16 protein-coding genes are annotated in these 17,885 nt (G+C 42.4%); 11 read left to right on the top strand and 5 right to left on the bottom strand.

Annotated elements, in window-relative coordinates:
* Positions 1–12 precede the first annotated feature (12 nt).
* The 9 genes from serS (at position 13) to BV214_RS11890 (ending at position 8,668) form a co-directional block, all read left to right on the top strand.
* The gene (gene serS, locus BV214_RS11930; protein WP_086477737.1) at positions 13–1,284 is read left to right on the top strand and encodes a serine--tRNA ligase; all 1,272 of its coding nucleotides are present in this window, start codon (positions 13–15) and stop codon (positions 1,282–1,284) included.
* A 347-nt stretch (positions 1,285–1,631) separates the two neighbouring features.
* The gene (locus BV214_RS11925) at positions 1,632–3,416 is read left to right on the top strand and encodes a tetratricopeptide repeat protein (RefSeq protein WP_245806789.1); all 1,785 of its coding nucleotides are present in this window, start codon (positions 1,632–1,634) and stop codon (positions 3,414–3,416) included.
* Positions 3,417–3,542: 126 nt separating this feature from the next.
* A complete protein-coding gene (locus BV214_RS11920; protein ID WP_086477736.1) occupies positions 3,543–3,854 on the top strand; it encodes a DUF4286 family protein in 312 nt (103 codons plus the stop codon).
* Between the two features lie 20 nt (positions 3,855–3,874).
* On the top strand, positions 3,875–4,744 hold the full coding sequence (gene rsmA / locus BV214_RS11915; protein WP_086477735.1) for a 16S rRNA (adenine(1518)-N(6)/adenine(1519)-N(6))-dimethyltransferase RsmA: 870 nt from the start codon (positions 3,875–3,877) through the stop codon (positions 4,742–4,744).
* Positions 4,731–6,089, top strand: a complete 1,359-nt coding sequence (mgtE, locus tag BV214_RS11910; RefSeq protein WP_086477734.1) for a magnesium transporter — start codon at positions 4,731–4,733, stop codon at positions 6,087–6,089. The genes rsmA and mgtE overlap by 14 nt, the downstream gene beginning before the upstream one ends.
* Positions 6,090–6,294: 205 nt before the next feature.
* Complete coding sequence (locus BV214_RS11905) at positions 6,295–7,245, top strand: 2-hydroxyacid dehydrogenase (RefSeq protein ID WP_086477733.1); 951 nt, start codon at positions 6,295–6,297, stop codon at positions 7,243–7,245.
* A gap of 15 nt (positions 7,246–7,260) precedes the next feature.
* Entirely contained in the window at positions 7,261–7,722 is a 462-nt protein-coding gene (locus BV214_RS11900) for a DUF1801 domain-containing protein (protein WP_086477732.1), read from the top strand.
* 41 nt (positions 7,723–7,763) lie between these two features.
* Positions 7,764–8,150, top strand: a complete 387-nt coding sequence (locus tag BV214_RS11895) for a VOC family protein (protein WP_086477731.1) — start codon at positions 7,764–7,766, stop codon at positions 8,148–8,150.
* Positions 8,151–8,233: 83 nt separating this feature from the next.
* Positions 8,234–8,668, top strand: a complete 435-nt coding sequence (locus BV214_RS11890) for a TM2 domain-containing protein (RefSeq protein ID WP_086477730.1) — start codon at positions 8,234–8,236, stop codon at positions 8,666–8,668.
* A gap of 112 nt (positions 8,669–8,780) precedes the next feature.
* On the opposite strand, the gene BV214_RS11885 is transcribed toward BV214_RS11890, so the two are convergent.
* The 3 genes from BV214_RS11885 to BV214_RS11875 form a co-directional block, all read right to left on the bottom strand.
* Positions 8,781–10,610 carry a GNAT family N-acyltransferase gene (locus BV214_RS11885; protein ID WP_086477729.1) on the bottom strand — a complete coding sequence of 610 codons (1,830 nt, stop codon included), beginning with the start codon at positions 10,608–10,610 and terminating at the stop codon, positions 8,781–8,783.
* An 82-nt stretch (positions 10,611–10,692) separates the two neighbouring features.
* Positions 10,693–11,949 (bottom strand): aspartate kinase, encoded by a 1,257-nt coding sequence (locus BV214_RS11880; RefSeq protein ID WP_086477728.1) that lies wholly within the window; start codon positions 11,947–11,949, stop codon positions 10,693–10,695.
* Complete coding sequence (locus tag BV214_RS11875; RefSeq protein WP_086477727.1) at positions 11,946–12,425, bottom strand: GNAT family N-acetyltransferase; 480 nt, start codon at positions 12,423–12,425, stop codon at positions 11,946–11,948. Before BV214_RS11875 ends, BV214_RS11880 begins: the two co-directional genes overlap by 4 nt.
* Before the next feature lie 111 nt (positions 12,426–12,536).
* Here BV214_RS11875 and fbp point away from each other — a divergent pair, with 111 nt between their 5' ends.
* Positions 12,537–13,541, top strand: a complete 1,005-nt coding sequence (gene fbp, locus BV214_RS11870) for a class 1 fructose-bisphosphatase (RefSeq protein WP_086477726.1) — start codon at positions 12,537–12,539, stop codon at positions 13,539–13,541.
* Positions 13,542–13,586: 45 nt separating this feature from the next.
* Here fbp and BV214_RS11865 read toward each other — a convergent pair whose 3' ends face one another.
* Entirely contained in the window at positions 13,587–14,039 is a 453-nt protein-coding gene (locus BV214_RS11865; protein WP_394334938.1) for a tellurite resistance TerB family protein, read from the bottom strand.
* Between the two features lie 287 nt (positions 14,040–14,326).
* Between BV214_RS11865 and BV214_RS11860 the strand changes: the two genes are divergently transcribed.
* Positions 14,327–16,369, top strand: a complete 2,043-nt coding sequence (locus BV214_RS11860) for a response regulator (protein WP_176328506.1) — start codon at positions 14,327–14,329, stop codon at positions 16,367–16,369.
* A gap of 279 nt (positions 16,370–16,648) precedes the next feature.
* Here BV214_RS11860 and BV214_RS11855 read toward each other — a convergent pair whose 3' ends face one another.
* Complete coding sequence (locus BV214_RS11855) at positions 16,649–17,827, bottom strand: acyl-CoA dehydrogenase family protein (protein ID WP_086477723.1); 1,179 nt, start codon at positions 17,825–17,827, stop codon at positions 16,649–16,651.
* Positions 17,828–17,885: the final 58 nt, after the last annotated feature.

Here is a 17,885-nt window from a genome sequence, read left to right as displayed (position 1 = left end):
AAAATAGAATTCATGCTACAGTTACAGGCGATACGCGAAGATAAGGAACGGATGATAGCGGCGTTGGCAAAACGCAATATAGCGGCGCTTCCACTTTTGGATAAGGTGCTTCAGTTAGATGAAGAGCGAAGGGCAGCTCAGACTCGTCTGGACAATACCTTGGCTACGTCCAATAAGCTGTCCAAAGAAATTGGGGGGCTATACAAAAGTGGTAAGGCAGAAGAGGCCGATGCGCTTAAGGAACGTACCGGAAAACTAAAGGAAGAGGCTAAAGAATTGCAGGACTCACTTGCGAACACGGCCAAGGAATTGCAAGATTTGCTTTACCAAATTCCGAATATTCCACATCCTTCCGTACCCGCAGGGAATTCTGAGGAAGACAATGAAGAGATTTTTAAGGAAGGGGATATTCCTGTATTGGTAGAAAATGCACTTCCTCATTGGGAGCTGGCAAAAAAATACGACATCATAGATTTTGAGCTGGGCGCTAAGGTTACTGGAGCAGGTTTCCCCGTGTATAAAGGGAAGGGAGCTAAACTCCAAAGAGCTTTGATTGCCTATTTTTTGGATAAAAACACCGAGGCGGGGTATCAGGAGATACAGGTTCCGCATTTGGTAAACGAAGCTTCGGGCTATGGAACGGGACAATTGCCAGACAAGGAAGGGCAAATGTATCATATAGGTGCAGATGACCTTTACCTAATTCCGACTTCAGAAGTCCCAATTACCAACCTTTTTAGGGATGAGATTGTTTCGGAAGCTGCCCTGCCGTTCACCTATACCGCATACACTCCCTGTTTTAGGAGAGAAGCGGGTAGCTATGGAGCCCATGTAAGAGGGTTGAATAGATTGCATCAATTTGATAAGGTAGAATTGGTACGCGTAGAACATCCTCAAAAATCCTATGAGGCCTTGGACGGGATGGTAGAACACGTAAAAGGAATTCTAAGGGAATTGAAACTTCCTTACAGGATACTCCGACTTTGTGGAGGAGACCTTGGTTTTACCTCGGCTTTGACCTTCGATTTTGAAGTGTTCTCCACAGCACAGGACCGTTGGTTGGAAATTAGCTCGGTCTCCAATTTTGAAACCTTCCAATCTAACCGCTTAAAACTCCGTTTTAGGGACGAGAATGGAAAAATGCAGTTGGCACATACGCTTAACGGAAGCTCCCTAGCCTTGCCTAGAGTGTTGGCAGGAATATTGGAGAATTACCAGACCGAAAATGGAATCGAAATTCCAGAGGTGCTAAGACCCTATACGGGCTTTGATAGAATAGACTAAATAGTTGTTAGTCGGTAGGTACCTTGGTTGTTAAGCTTCCAATAACTACAGCGGTGTGGCGCTATTCACTTTCCTAATTCCTAAAAAGGAGCGGAGAAGCGCCAAGCCCATACAAGGGGTTGTAGCGCTAAGTTGAAAACGTAAGGGCATCTATGAGTAGCCCTCCTTATTATAAACTGCCCTCGGATGCATGCCGGGGGCAATTCTAATCTAATAGGAGACGTGTAAGCAATTTCCAGGGCTCTTTACGGTCCTAAATGCCTGCTAATTGTGCTTTGTGTTAAAAATGCCAACAATAGCTGCCATTCACTTTGTTCATTCTACGTATCTTTGATAAAAAAGTAACAGTGCGAACCATTTTCCTCATTTTTATCTTTTTTTGTTCCCTGTCGGCCTTTTCACAAGAAGACTTTCTGGCAAGACAGTATTTTGAGGAGGGGGATTTTGACAAGGCCATGGTATTTTATGAGAAGCTGGTGGACAAAAATCCGCATCGTACGGATTATAGGGAACAGCTAATCGCCTGCTATCAGGAATTGGAGCAGTATCATAAGGCGGAAGAATTGCTGCAACAGCTTATTGGTGCCGGAAATCAGTACCCAACGGTTTTTATAGAGCTGGGCCGAAATTATGCGCTGCAGGGTATGCAGGAAAAGGCTACCGAGAATTACGATCGCGCCCTTGCAGAATTAGAAAAGCACCCAAACTTTGGCTATGGCATCGGTTATAAATTTCAACAATACGTATTGTTGGACTATGCCCTAAAGGCTTTTTCCCGCGCCATGGAATTAAACCCGGCTCAGAATTTCAATTTTCAAATAGCAAGAATCTATGGGGAACAGGGCAATATAGAGATGATGTTTAAATCGTACCTAGAGTTAATTGGCAACACCAGGGTGTCTACGGCCAATGTGCTTCGCAGTATAAGCGATTTTATCACCTCCGATGCCGAGCATCCCAATAATCTAAAATTTAAACGTATCCTTTTACAAAATGCACAGCAACATCCCAACGTGCTTTGGAACGAACTATTGAGTTGGCTCTTTGTGCAACAAAAGGAATACCGTAGTGCCTTTGGTCAAGAACGGGCCATCTATAGGCGTAGCGAGGAAAAATCGTTGCAGCGATTACAGGGATTGGGGAAAATGGCCATGGAAGAACAGGAATTTGATGTGGCAACAGAAGTATATTCTTTTATTGAAGCTACTAGCAGTAACCTAGGAGTGGTGTTAGACGCCCAGTTGAATCTGATTGAACTGGAATTAAAGGATGCAGATGATAAGAAGCTACAGGCTGTAGAAAAGAAATATGCCCAATTAGTAGCAGAGTACGGACTTAAGATAGAAACCTTGTCCCTGCAGATTGCGTATGCAGAATTCCTGACTTTTAAGCGAGACCAGCCAGGCCCGGCTATAGCGATCTTGGAACAATGTATGGAGCTACCCTTAAACAACTATGGGCAAGCCTATGTAAAAAATACGCTGGGAGATATTTTGGTGTACAACCAAGAATTTAATCGCGCTTTAATCTACTATTCCCAAATTCAGCGCGACTTAAAGAATGATGTGTTGGGACAGGAAGCCCGCTTTAAAGTGGCCCAGACCAGTTTTTATAAAGGGGATTTTGATTGGGCCCTAACACAATTAAAAGTATTGCGGGCAGCTACTTCCCAGTTGATTGCCAACGATGCCATGCAATTGAGTTTACTTATTGCAGACAACTCTTTGGAAGACGCTACCCAGACGGCCTTAAAAAAATATGCCAGGGCCAGTTTTCTAAATTACCAGAATAAAAAGACGGAGGCCGTGCTGTTGCTAGACGAAATATTGAAAAATCATAAGGGCGAGAAAATAGAGGATGAAGCCTTGCTGAAACAAGGGAATATATTAACTGAGTTAAAAGAATATGGGAAAGCAGAATATAATTATCTGAAAATTGTGGAATTTTATGGTCAGGATATCTTGGCAGACGATGCCCATTTTGCCTTGGCAGAACTGTACCGTACCGTATTGGATAATCCTATCAAGGCTAAATCCCATTATGAGCAAATTATTTTTAACCATCAGGATAGTTATTTCTTTCCCCGAGCAAGGAAATACTATAGGGAATTGCGGGGAGACCGCATTAACTAGTGGAGAAGACGGTGCCAATTAAAAAGCACCTAAGGATGGGAAATCAATGAGGGCAAAGCCTATCCCCAAAAGAGGCTCCCGTAAATTAAATAGGAATGCGCTTCCCCGGAAGCATAAAATAAAAAGATGTACATATACAACGTAACAATAAACATAGAGGAATCCATTGAGCAAGACTGGCTACAATGGATGCAGGATACCCATATTCCAGAAATGCTAGCAACGGGAAAATTCTCCAAGGCCTTGATGACCAGGGTGATGGTAGAGGAGGAGATGGGCGGATATACATTTTCCGTGCAATACACCACAGACTCTAAAGAAACCTTGGAAAGATACTATGCCGAAGATGCGGAGCGACTACGTAGTAAAGGAATGTCACTTTTTGGAGGTAAGTTTGTCACCTTTAGGACAGAATTGGCCGTGGTAGGTGAACATTAATAAAACTCCAACTTTTCTACATGAGCAAAAAGGCGAAAAAAACATATAGATCCCAAGGTACACCTACAAGGCCTAGGAAGGAACAAGGCCCCGTAAAGGCAAAGAAACATCTGGGACAGCACTTTCTTAAGGATGAGGCTATAGCAAAAGATATTGGAGATACGCTTCGCTTGCAGGGAGTGCGGAATGTGATTGAAATTGGTCCGGGAACCGGGGTGCTCACTAAATATCTGTTAGAAAAGAATATAGATTTGGTAGCGATGGATTTGGACCGGGAGTCCATTGAATATCTCAACCAAAGCTTTTCATTGGAACACCAAAAATCTAAACACCCCAATGGGAGTTTTAAGGTCCTGGAGGCCGACTTCCTAAAATACGATCTAAAAAGCCTCTTTGGAGAGGAGCAATTTGCCATAACTGGTAATTTCCCTTATAACATCTCTTCCCAGATTGTTTTTAAAATGCTGGACTACAAGGAGTATATCCCCGAGTTTTCAGGGATGTTCCAAAAAGAGGTGGCAGAGCGTATCTGTGAAAATAATGGGAGCAAAGCCTACGGAATTCTCTCTGTACTGGTGCAGGCATTTTACGATGCGGAATACTTGTTTACCGTTCCCCCACAGGTCTTTGACCCCCCGCCTAAGGTAGATTCGGGCGTATTGCGGTTAACTAGGAAAGCCGACCTTGAATTGGGGGTGGATGAAAAACTATTTAAAAGAGTGGTAAAAACCGCTTTTAACCAACGCAGAAAAACATTGCGGAACAGTTTAAAGGTGTTTAACCTTTCCGATGTTCTTAAGGAAGATGGTATGTTGGGGTACAGACCCGAGCAAATGACTGTTACCGATTTTATTGCGTTGACAAAGAAAATACAGGATGACACCGTTTAAACTCACCGAAGAATTTGTAGATGAGATAGAAAAGCTCATAGAAAATCAGCAGGATGCGGCCATTACTGCCCTTTTGGTAGATGTGCACTATGCTGATGTGGCAGAGTTGATGAATGAGCTAGATGAGGATCATGCCACCTATCTAATAAAATTACTGGATACCGAAAAAACTTCGGAAACCCTAACTGAGCTCGATGAGGATGTAAGGGAAGCCATTTTGGGTAACCTTTCTTCCAAGGAAATTGCGGAGGAGTTAAATGAATTGGATACCGATGACGCGGTAGATATCATTGGCGAGCTTCCCAAAAATATGATCCAGGAAGTAATTTCTGAACTGGAGGATAAGGAACACGCCAAGGATATTGTAGACCTGCTGCGATACGATGAGCATTCTGCAGGTGGACTCATGGCGAAGGAGTTGGTGAAGGTAAATGAGAATTGGAACGTGCTTACCTGTGTGAAGGAAATGAGGGCGCAGGCAGAAAATGTGACCCGGGTGCATTCCATTTACGTAGTAGATGATGAAGGGAAATTAAAGGGCAGACTCTCCCTAAAGGATCTGCTTACAACTTCTACCAAAGCCAATATTAAGGATGTCTATATCCCAAAGGTAGATTACGTAAATGTGAACGAACGGCCCGATGAGGTTGCTAGGATTATGTCTAAATACGACTTGGAAGCTATTCCGGTGATCGATGAGATAGGCAGATTGGTAGGTAGGATTACCATTGATGATATTGTAGACGTCATTAGGGAGGAAGCCGAAAAGGATTACCAGTTAGCAGCAGGTATTTCGCAGGATGTAGAGGCAGATGACAGCATCCTAGACCTTACCCGAGCCCGTTTGCCATGGCTGTTTATCGGGATGATGGGCGGTATTGGGGCCGCAAGTATAATCAACGTTTACGAGGGCGCTTTTGTCAAATTCCCCATTTTGTTGGCCTTTATACCGCTTATGCAGGCAACTGCGGGGAACGTGGGGGTGCAATCCTCGGCGATTGTGGTGCAGGGTCTGGCCAATGATACCATTAAGAAAGGGGATTTGCTGGGCCGTCTAGGAAAAGAACTCTTGCTGGGGCTGGTAAACGGATTGGCACTGGCTTTAATCTTTATCCTGATCAGTCATTTTGGCTTTAACACCAGTTATATGGTGTCTATCACCATCGGGGTGGCCCTGGTGAGCGTAATTGTAAACGCGGCGGTTATCGGCACCTTTATCCCCATATTTCTTAACAAGCGGGGGATAGACCCTGCCATTGCCACCGGGCCGTTTATAACCACCAGCAATGACGTTTTGGGAATATTGATCTATTTTACCATTGCCAAGCATATTTTAAATTTTTAGGGCACTCCACCGCTTAGGGCGGTGTCGGGCTTTCCGCGCTACACGGTAGCTTGCTGCAATCCCTAGTGCAGCCACAAGGGTGTTTGTTGCTAGCCTAAATTGCTGGTTTTACAACCGTAAAGGGGGCAGCTACCAAGAATTGGCGAGCGCTAAGCTATATTAGAGAAACAACCGAAGACAAACAACCATAAAAAATAAACTACCTATGAAAGTACTTCATCTAGATGTTAACCATCCATTAATCATGGAGCAGTTTGCCGCCCACGGCTTTGAAAACCATGAAGATTACACCTCCACCAAAGAGGAGGTGGAAAATAAAATTGCCGCCTATGACGGCATTATCATTCGCAGTAGGTTTACCTTGGACCAACAGTTTTTGGATAAGGCCACCAACTTAAAATTTATTGGTCGGTTGGGAGCTGGACTAGAAAATATAGATACCAAATACGCAAAAGACAGGGGGATATTCTTAGCTGCAGCCCCGGAAGGAAACCGAAATGCAGTGGGAGAACATACCCTAGGAATGATTTTATCCCTTTTTAATAAGTTGAACAAGGCAGATAAAGAGGTGCGAAGCGGTACGTGGGACCGAGAAGGGAATAGGGGACTGGAGCTCGATGGAAAAACCGTTGGAATTATTGGGTATGGTAATATGGGAAAGGCATTTGCCAAAAAACTCAGAGGTTTTGATGTGGAGGTTATCTGCTATGATATTGTGGGGGGAGTAGGGGATGCCAATGCCAGGCAGGTAGGTATCATGGAATTTAAACAACGATCCCAAATTGTAAGTCTTCATGTGCCACAGACCCCAACTACCATAAACATGGTGAATACAGAATTTCTAGAGGGGTTTAAAAACCCTATTTGGCTATTTAATACCGCTAGGGGTAAATGCGTAGTAACGGAAGATCTAGTAGCCGCCCTCAAAGACGGTAAGGTGTTGGGAGCCGGCTTGGATGTGTTGGAATACGAAAAGAAGTCCTTTGAGGATATGTTCGATGATGCGGCGCTGCCTCCAGCTTTCAATTACCTAATAGAAGCAGAAAATGTACTGCTTTCGCCCCATGTGGCAGGCTGGACCGTGGAGAGTAAGGTGAAATTAGCACAGACAGTGGTAGATAAAGTTGTGGAAAATTTTCCTAACTTTAAGGAATAACCCTAAAACCAAGGTGTGCAATATCAGGCAAATTCCCCAACGGAATATTTAGAACAGCTTCCCGAAGACCGCAAACTGGTGTTAAGTAAGCTAAGGCAGGTTGTCTTGGATAACCTGCCTCCCGGCTTTGAAGAGCAGATAAGTTATGGTATGTTGGGCTACGTGGTACCGCATTCCAAATATCCCAAAGGGTATCATTGCGATCCCAAACTTCCCCTTCCTTTTATGAGTCTGGCTTCCCAAAAGAATTTTGTGGCGGTATACCATATGGGGGTTTATGCCAGTGAGGAGCTGTTACATTGGTTTCTGGGCGAGTATCCCAAACACCTAAGCACCAAGCCAGATATGGGGAAAAGCTGTATCCGGTTTAAGAATATGAAAACTATCCCCTACGCTCTTATTGGGGAACTTTGTTCCAAGATGACGATGGAGGAGTGGGTTGCCCTGTACGAGGGGAAAATTGAGGGTAAAAGATAATTGAAAGTCAAGCTATCTACTATAAATTATAACCAACCGAGATGAAAAAAAGAGTAACAGGATTGGGCGGATTTTTCTTTAAAACAAAGGACCCGGACAAGGTAAAATCCTGGTATAACAAACACCTAGGCTTAAATACCGATCAATACGGCTGTACCTTCTGGTGGAAAGACAAGGAGGGGAACGATTGTAGTACCCAGTGGAGTCCCATGAAAGACGATACTACCTATTTTAAACCTAGTGAGTCTTCTTTTATGATGAATTTTAGGGTAGAAAACCTAGAAGAACTCCTAGAAGTTTTAAAAGAGGAGGGGGTAACGGTAGTGGGAGAGATGGAAACCTACGACTATGGTAAATTTGGATGGATCTTAGATCCGGATGGCAATAAATTAGAGCTTTGGGAGCCAGTGGATAAGGCGTTTTTGTAAGTTAAAAATAATTGTTAAATTTAATCGTTATATTTATTGTTCGACCCTTTAAATTATTAATAATCAAAATTACCAACACAACCATGACAGAAGACAACAAAGATAAAGATGATAAAGCCAAAGATGCTTTTGACAACGCTAAGGAATCGGCAAAGGAATTCTCCCAGGAGAGTAAGGAATCCGCAAAAAATATAGGTGATGAAGCCAAAAAAACAGCCAATGAGTTTAAAGAAGGCTTGGCTAGTGCCGGTGGAGAAAATAAAAAGGTGTTAGTGGGAGTCCTCGCCATTATTTTTGGTCAATTGGGAGTCCATAAATTCTTGTTGGGCTATCAAAAGGAAGGGATCATACTATTGGTGAGCACTATAATTGGCTATGCTACCATGTGTCTAATTGTTGGGAGCTTTATTGTAATGGCTACCGCAGTTATCGGAATTATAGAAGGAATTATCTATCTCACCAAGACAGACGAAGAATTTTATAATACCTATCAAGTTGGTAAAAAGCCTTGGTTCTAAACTCAAAAAACTATTTAAAAAAAGCCAGTGATACTACATCACTGGCTTTTTTTATGCATTTTTTTGTGGTAGACTAGTTTAAGAGTGGTGATAGTCCTATAGGGCCTCGGTGTTAAGATTTTAAGTTACTTTCTTCCATCTGTTGTCCCTCCGCCAATTTGCGCTCCAACTCGGCCTGAAATTCCTCCATTACGGGCTTTACAGTTCCTTCCGGAAGATCGGCGATCTTAATATACATAAGTCCGTCCACGGAATTGTTAAAGAGGGGGTCTACATTAAAGGCCACAACCTTGGCATTCTGCTTAATGTATTTTTTTATTAATACCGGTAAGCGTAGGCTTCCGGGTTCCACTTCCTCAATTAGCTTGTCAAACTTATTTAAATCCGCAGCAGTCTCATCAAAAATAAACTCCTTATCTGCGTCTTTCAGTTTAACCTTAAACGCTTTTTTGGGGCGAATGTATTGCGCCACATAAGGATCCCAGTAGTTGCTTTTCATAAACTCTATCATCAAGGACTTGGAGAAATTGGAAAATTGGTTGCTAATACTCACCCCGCCAATCAAGTATTTATGATCGGGGAAACGTAGGGTAGTATGTACAATTCCTTTCCATAGCAGAAACAAAGGCATGGGTTTTTGCTGATATTCACTGATGATATAAGCTCTTCCCATTTCTATGGATTGCTGCATCATGCTATAGAGTTCTGGCTCAAAGCGAAACAGGTCTTGTAGATAAAATCCGTTGATGCCGTGTTCAGCAAAAATTTCGGACCCCATTCCCATTCTATAGGCTCCTACAATTACTTGTGCTTGGTCATCCCAAAGAAAGAGATGGCGGTAGTAATTGTCAAACTCATCCAGGTCTATGGAATTATTGGTGCCTTCGCCAATAGCTCTAAAAGTAACCTCTCGCTGCCTTCCAATTTCTTGTAGCACAAAAGGCATATCTGAGGCCTTGGCTAGGAAAACCTCGTAGTTTTTACTCTGCAAAAGTCTGCAGTCCATCTCCCGTAGCCTATTGATGTCCTCTATAATTACCTCGGTCCCAACGGCCTCTGCAATCTTTCTGGGGGCTTTTGGAATTTTTAAACTGGTGGGAAGTTGATGTAATAAACTCTCCTTCTCATAAGCATTGGAAAGCATATAGGTTTTACGACGTAGTAACTCCGTGAAATCTGCTAAGGTCGCCTGTTCTTTTTGGGTCTTTACGGAAATTGGTTTCCCTATTCGTACTTTTATCACCCGCTTCTTTTGAGTAGTAAGCTCAGAGGGGAGTTTTGCAGTGCGAAAGACATCACTGATTTTGGACAGGGTGTAAAACATCCTGCTGTTCTTTGCATGAAAATAGATAGGTACCACCGGTACTTCGGCCCTACGGATTAACTTTAAGGCAGCCTCTTCCCATGGGCGGTCTACAATTAGTTTTCCATCCCTATAGGTGGATACTTCCCCCGCAGGGAATATTCCTAATGGATGTCCTTCCTGTAAATGTTTTAAGGCATTTTTAAATCCTACTAAGCTGCTTTTGGCATCCTTGTGGTTTTCAAAAGGATTTACCGGGAGGATAAAGGGCGCCAAGGGTTCTATACGATTTAATAGAAAGTTGGCAATAATCTTAAAGTCGGACCGCTGGTGTAACAGCAGTTTTAATAGCAATACCCCATCTATCCCGCCTAAAGGGTGGTTGGAGATAGTGATATAGCTTCCGTCTTTTGGAAGGCGTTTAAAATCTTCTTCAGGGATTTCAAATTTTATTTTGTACTCATCTAATATGGCATCCAAAAAGGCAACACCATCTAAGTGCTGGTGGCGATCGTAGAAACGATTGATACTGGCTATTTTGGTTACTCGCATGAGCAACCACCCTACAAATGTTCCAAGAAAACCATAGTTTTGAAGATGTATCGCCTTAGCTACTTCTTTTGCGGTTACTAAACCCATGTATTATTGAAATTTGGTCACCACTAAGATAGGGAAAAACCCATAAGTCCGCCCTTTAAATAACAGGAAGGTCCATATCTTGCTAATTTTGTTTAACTACCAACTGCAAGGTTTCTCTACCTCGCTGCTCTAATAGTACTTCCCTTCCGTTCTGTAGCGAGTCTACGGCTTCTTTATTGAAATGCCTAATGGTATAAAGTGATACTCCTTCGTGGCAGGTTACCTTGAAGCGTCCCTTTAAATGGCTCAATAAACTTTCCAGTTTGCCAAACTTGTTATCTACACAGACGGAGAAGCTAATGGCAGAGCTCTGTATAAGGTCTACCTTCATCTGATGATCGTGCAGCATTTTAAACAATTCGCTAATGCTGTCTTCTACGATAAAGGAGAAATCCAAGGACGACAATTTCATTAATACCTGGTCCTTCTTTAGGATAAAACAAGGTACTTTTGGTTCTATTCCTACGCCCTTTCCAACGGTAGTCCCTTTGTCTAACGGGTTGATAAAGGATTTTACGTGAAGCGGTATCTCCTTTCTCTGTAAGGGTTGTAGGGTTTTTGGGTGAATTACCGAAGCTCCATAAAAGGCTAGTTCTATCGCTTCGCGGTAAGAAATGCTGTTGAGTAGTTCGGCATTTTCAAAATACCTGGGATCTGCATTGAGCACCCCAGGGACATCTTTCCAGATGGTTACTTCATTGGCATTGAGGCAGTAGGCTAGGATGGCGGCCGTATAATCCGAGCCCTCCCTTCCTAAGGTAGTGGTGAAATTATTCTCGTCACTACCTAAAAATCCTTGGGTAATATTCAGTTTACGCTTATCTACCAATTTCGTCACATTTTCCTGCGTCTGCTCCCAGTCTATTTGCGCATCTCTATAGTCGTCGTTGGTCTTAATAAGGTTTCTTACATCTAACCAAGTATTGGTGATTCCTATCTCATTAAAGTAGGCGCTTAGGATGGTAGAGGACAGCAATTCGCCATAACCCACCACTTGATCATAGACAAAGCTATGTTTTGGGGATTTGTTCCATGCTAAAAATCCTTGTACCTCGTCAAAAAGTGTTTTCACACTCCCGTATACGGGATGCTGGTCATTGGGAAATAGGTCTTTAAGGATAGAGGTGTGGTAATTATAGACCTCCTGGATACTAGACTGTATAGCCGCCTTATCCTTAAAATAAGCATTTACGATTACCTCCATGGCATTGGTGGTTTTGCCCATGGCCGATACCACTACCAATGTATTTTCGTGTCCAACCTGTTGTAAAACATTAACAACGTTCCTTACTCCTGCTGCATCTTTTACCGATGCTCCCCCAAACTTAAAAACCCTCATATCCTTTCTAAAAATGTTTCAATTCCTTTTTCGTCCAAATGCACCACATTCCAATCGCGTTTCACTTGGGCACCTTTACTTTCATACAGCGCTATGGCATTTTCGTTCCAATCCAATACCTCCCAATTAATACGTTTAACGCCCAATTTCTTGCCGTGCTCCACTACCTTGGTCAGTAAGGCGGTTCCTAAACCACTGCCTCTCATCTTTTCCGTCACTACCAGATCTTCCAAATGAATGATGGGGCCTTTCCATGTAGAATACCGCTTAAATAATAGCGCCATACCTACAATATCCCCTTCAGATTCGGCCACGTAACAATGAAATAGCTTTTCTGAGCCAAATCCATCGCGCTTAAGGTCTTCTACGGTAACCTCTACGGCATCCTCCTCCTTCTCAAATACCGCCAATTCCTTGATCAGCTGATGTACCTGGGCCATATCATCGGCCTGTGCGTCTCGAATACTATACTTCATAATTGTTACAAATAAAACACAAAGTTATAAAAATTAAAAAACAATAATTCACGAAAACGTTGTAGTTTCACAAATTAACCGATATTTGTGCTTAAATAAACAACACAAACCATGGTTCAGAAAAACACCACGCTTGGAGAGTTCATCATTGAAAACCAGTCTTCTTTTCCCTACTCTTCGGGAGAGCTGTCCAAATTGATAAATGCCCTAAGACTAGCTGCAAAAGTAGTAAACCACGAGGTAAATAAAGCCGGTTTAATAGATATAATCGGGAATGTAGGGGATACTAATATTCAGGGGGAGGAACAGCAAAAGCTAGATGTTCTGGCTAATGATAAATTCATTCAGACCCTTACGAATAGGGAGATAGTATGTGGAATCGCTTCCGAGGAGGAGGATAGTTTTATCTGTATCAACAGCAACGATAATAAAAATCAAAACAAATATATTGTGCTTATCGATCCCTTGGATGGTTCTTCCAATATTGATGTTAATGTGTCCGTGGGGACCATCTTTTCTATCTATAGGCGTATTACCCCTTTGGGTACCCCAGTAACCTTGGAAGACTTCTTACAGCCTGGTAGAAATCAGATTGCTGCGGGTTATATTGTTTACGGAACTTCTACCATGTTAGTCTATACTACTGGGGACGGGGTAAATGGATTTACCCTAAATCCGGCTTTGGGGACTTTTTACCTTTCGCACCCTAAAATGGAATTTCCGGAGACAGGAAGGATATATTCTATAAATGAGGGTAATTATGTGCATTTTCCACAAGGTGTAAAGGATTATATTAAATACTGCCAACAGGAAGAGGGAGATAGGCCCTATACTTCCCGATATATCGGATCCTTGGTTTCCGATTTTCACAGGAATATGATTAAGGGAGGGATCTACATCTATCCCAAAAGCAGTGTTGCGGCAGAGGGGAAGCTGCGACTGTTGTACGAATGTAACCCCATGGCATTTCTTGCTGAACAGGCCAAGGGAAAAGCCAGTGATGGCTATAGGGCTATTATGGATATAAAACCCACCGAATTACATCAACGCGTGCCCTTCTTTTGTGGCAGTCGGAAAATGGTAGAGAAAGCAGAGGAATTTATGCAGCAGGCATAAAAAAAGGAGCCCAGGGCTCCTTTTTTTTAATTCCTTGTGCTTGTTCTAATGCTTTAAGAGGTAGATATAGTCCTCCAGACTTATCTTTCCGCTAAAAATATCAATGGATTTTTGTATAATAATTTCGGCAGCTTCAGATTTATAACCCAGGCCTATCGCATATTTGGTGATTAAATTGCGTTCTTCCTCCTCTATAACATGGTCTGCAAAAATAATTCTAAAAAGATCGAAAAGTCTTTCCAAGCGTTCTTCTGCACTTGTAGGAGGATTAATGGGATATTTGTTTTCGGCCTTCATAACCTCCTTGTATTCCTCCTCGGTAATATCCAATTTTTGGGCAAAACGGTCTAGTAATTGTTTTTCCTCCTCATTAACTTCTCCGTCAACAGCAGCCAAGGTCGCAATAGCCGCAAAATGGGCTAAATTTCTTCTGTGGGCACCACTACTGTAAAGATCTACGAAAGACATATTGTATATAAAATTTATGGTTTTTAACAAAGATATGTGTTTTCAAAAAAGTTTATCCACAAACCCGAGAATTATTTTAGTGGATATTAAGAATTAGACCAGCATCCAAATAGGTGGTTTGTGTAAGTTTTCCCGGACTAATCCTCTAAAACCGCGGTTAATAAAATGGCGTGTTTTTCCTTTATTAAACTGGGCCTACAATCAATCCAAGGGAAATTTTCTTATTGATGATAAGGAACATTTCTTGGATCAGTAGTATCTTTGTGCCTGTATTATTGCATTTTAGCGATAACATTGTGTCGACCCCAAATAAAAATATGACCATTAGATTCACTTCAAAGCCATTACTCTTACCTACCATTGTTTTTCTGGGGCTGCTTACTGTGGTTATCCTGTTGTGGAATAGTTCCTTGGATGGGCATAAGGAATTATTGCAGCATAGGGTAGACACCAATGGATATTTTAGATTTAAAGAGTTCCTGTCTTCTTGTGAAGATGACATCGCGGCCTTAGAAAACTTAAAGGAGCGCATTGAGATGACCAATGGAGGGTACTTCGACTATTGGGAGGAGGATGCGGCCCTTATCTTAGCACAAAACCCCTCCTTTAAGTTTGTGCAATGGATTGATAGCACCATGATCATAAGAAAAATTACCCCGCTAGCGGGCAACGAGGCGGCTATCGGTTTGGATATTTCAAGGCATCCTAGAAAAGACGGGTGGTCTCGCCACGTAAAAGATTCCTCTACCAATATCACCTCCTGGATTCCCTTGACCCAAGGGGGAAGAGTCTTTTTGGTGGATGTACCCGTATTCTTCAATGGCGCTTTTCAGGGAACCATCACCGCTGGTATGGATTTTACCGTTCCATTTAATCAGCTTACTACGGGAATGAACGATTTTTCCATCGTAATGAAAGACGATGAGGGGACCGAATTCTACCGTTATAACAACCCAAATCCGGAATATTTTGAGGACGAGCTGGTATATGAGAAGTCGTACTTAGTAGACGAACTAGACGGACAGCATTGGACCTTTTCCTTGATGCCAAGCGATATCAATATACTTCAGGCGCAAAGAAGAGAAGCCTATAGCGATTTAATATTTGGGATATTACTGTCCGTGCTTACTAGTTCCATGATCTATTTCTACCTGGTTTCCCGTAGGGAGAATGGTAGGTTTAGGGAATTAAATGCAAAGCTCAATGATCTAAACGCAACTATTAGGAAAGAACAATTGAAGGCCGAAAAGGCTTCCAAAGCTAAAACGGAGTTCGTTTCCAATATGAGCCACGAAATACGTACGCCATTGAATGCCATTTTAGGCTTTATTGAAATCCTTAAAGCATCCGAATTGGACAAGTCGTCCTTGGAATGTGTTTCGCTAATGGATATATCGTCCAATAAATTATTGATGCTGGTGAATAACATCTTGGAAATTGATAAAATAGAATCGGGGAAGATAGAATTTAACAAGGAAGAGTTCTCTCCCTCCGCAGAATTGCGGAGTATTCTAAGTATCTATAGGCCCAGTATGGAGGTAAAGGGATTACAGGTGCTGCTAAATGTGCGCTCTCAAGACAACTGCAAGGTAATTGGGGATATGGGGAAGTATGGGCAAATACTCACCAACCTATTAAGGAATGCGTTAAAGTTTACCGAAGCAGGAAGCATAGAGGTGTCCTATTCGGAAAAGGTGGTAGCCCGTAAATTGCAAGTTAGGATCAGTATTAAGGATACGGGTATTGGGATTCCTAAAGAGAAATTGAAAACCATTTTTGATCGCTTTATACAGGTAGACTCCGGAATTTCCAAAAAGCACGAGGGGAGTGGGCTGGGCTTGTATATCACCTATATCTTAATAGAGCTTTTGGAAGGACATATTGAGGTGGACAGTGTTGAAAATGAAGGGACGGAATTTATTTTGAAATTTAATTTTCCGCTTTCCGAAGTGACTCAAATACGTGCGGAACGCTCGCCAGAATCTATAGACTTAAGTGGTTTTAGGATCTTGATCGTAGATGATAATAAGATCAATATGATGGTGTTGAAAAAAACCATGGATAATTTTGGGGTTCACTCTAGCTGTGTTTCCAATGGAAAGGAGGCGGTGAAGGCAGTGGCAAATGGGGAGTACGATCTAGTTTTTATGGATGTCCATATGCCCGAAATGGACGGTTTTGAGGCTACTAAGGAAATAAGAAAGACCAACAAGGATATTGTAATTATTGGCTTCTCTGCCGATGTAACCAAGGAAACCATACAAGGGGCCAAGGATGTTGGAATGAACGATTATTTTACCAAACCCATGTCTTTTGATAAACTAAAGCAGAACCTGGCCAATTACCTCATTAAAGTTTAGCGCACTTTTCTACTACCCCTGACGTTCCCCTGCCGTATACGGTATTTTCTAAGTTCTCAGATGTTCTACGGCTTAGGAGCTTGCTTTATTTGGTTCTTTTGTTTGGAACTCCCAAGAGTACCCATTGAAGCCCAATACTAGCTATGGCTCCAAGAATTAGTGCCGTCTTCCGGTATCAAATAATACATGGAAGACGGCAGAAATGGCTATTAGAATGAATTTAAAACCTACAAAGAGATCTTAATTCTTCAACGCCTTTAATCTAGGAATGTATAAGGCCTATTTAAATGCTGGCATCCCGGTTATATCTGCTCCCGTAATCAGTAGGTGAATGTCATGTGTGCCCTCATAGGTTATTACACTCTCCAAATTCATCATATGGCGCATAATGCTGTATTCTCCCGTAATCCCCATTCCGCCTAGTACTTGTCTGGCTTCGCGGGCTATGGTAAGTGCCATGTCTACATTATTTCGTTTGGCCATAGAAATTTGGGCGGTGGTTGCCTTTCCCTCATTTTTCAACTGCCCCAACCTAAATGCTAATAATTGGGCCTTGGTGATTTCGGTAATCATTTCGGCCAATTTTTTCTGTTGTAATTGGGTGGCCCCTATGGGTTTTCCAAATTGGATGCGCTCCTTGGAATAACGCAAGGCGGTATCGTAACAATCCATTGCAGCACCAATGGCTCCCCAAGCAATTCCGTAACGTGCAGAATCTAGGCAACCCAAGGGGGCGCCAAGTCCATTTTTCTTTGGTAGGAGGTTCTTCTTGGGGACTTTTACATTGTCAAAGATGAGTTCCCCAGTTGCCGAGGCACGTAAAGACCACTTATTGTGGGTTTCAGGAGTGGTAAAGCCTTCCATGCCTCGCTCTACGATGAGACCATGGATTCTGCCTTCTTCATTTTTTGCCCATACAATGGCGATATCCGCGAAAGGAGAGTTAGATATCCAGAGTTTGGCACCGTTTAAAAGGTAATGGTCTCCCATGTCCTTAAACTTGGTTTCCATACCACTGGGATTGGAACCGTGGTTGGGTTCGGTTAGTCCAAAACAGCCCATTAATTCCCCGCTTGCTAATTTTGGGAGGTATTTTTTTCGTTGTTCCTCAGATCCATAAGCGAAAATTGGATACATTACCAGTGAAGATTGTACGGAGGCAGTAGAGCGTACCCCGCTGTCTCCACGTTCAATTTCTTGCATAATTAATCCGTAACTTATTTGATCTAGTCCCGCGCCACCATATTCCTCTGGAATGTAAGGGCCAAAAGCGCCAATTTCTGCCAGTCCACCAAGTATCTGCTTGGGGAATTCTGCCTTTTGGGCATACTCCTCTATAATAGGGGAGATATCGCGTTTTACCCATGCCCTTGCGGCATCACGAACCAAAATATGTTCTTCGGACAAAAGATCGTCCATTTGGTAGTAATCGGGGGATTCAAATAAATCTGGTCGCATATCAAAAGTTTAAATCAAACATAAAGAAATAATCACTCTGGTAAAAATATAACAATAA

Origin of the sequence: Arenibacter amylolyticus, assembly GCF_002150785.1 — a bacterium.
In the GTDB taxonomy this organism is placed as follows: domain Bacteria; phylum Bacteroidota; class Bacteroidia; order Flavobacteriales; family Flavobacteriaceae; genus Arenibacter; species Arenibacter amylolyticus.
This window is presented reverse-complemented; position numbering and strand designations above follow the sequence as displayed.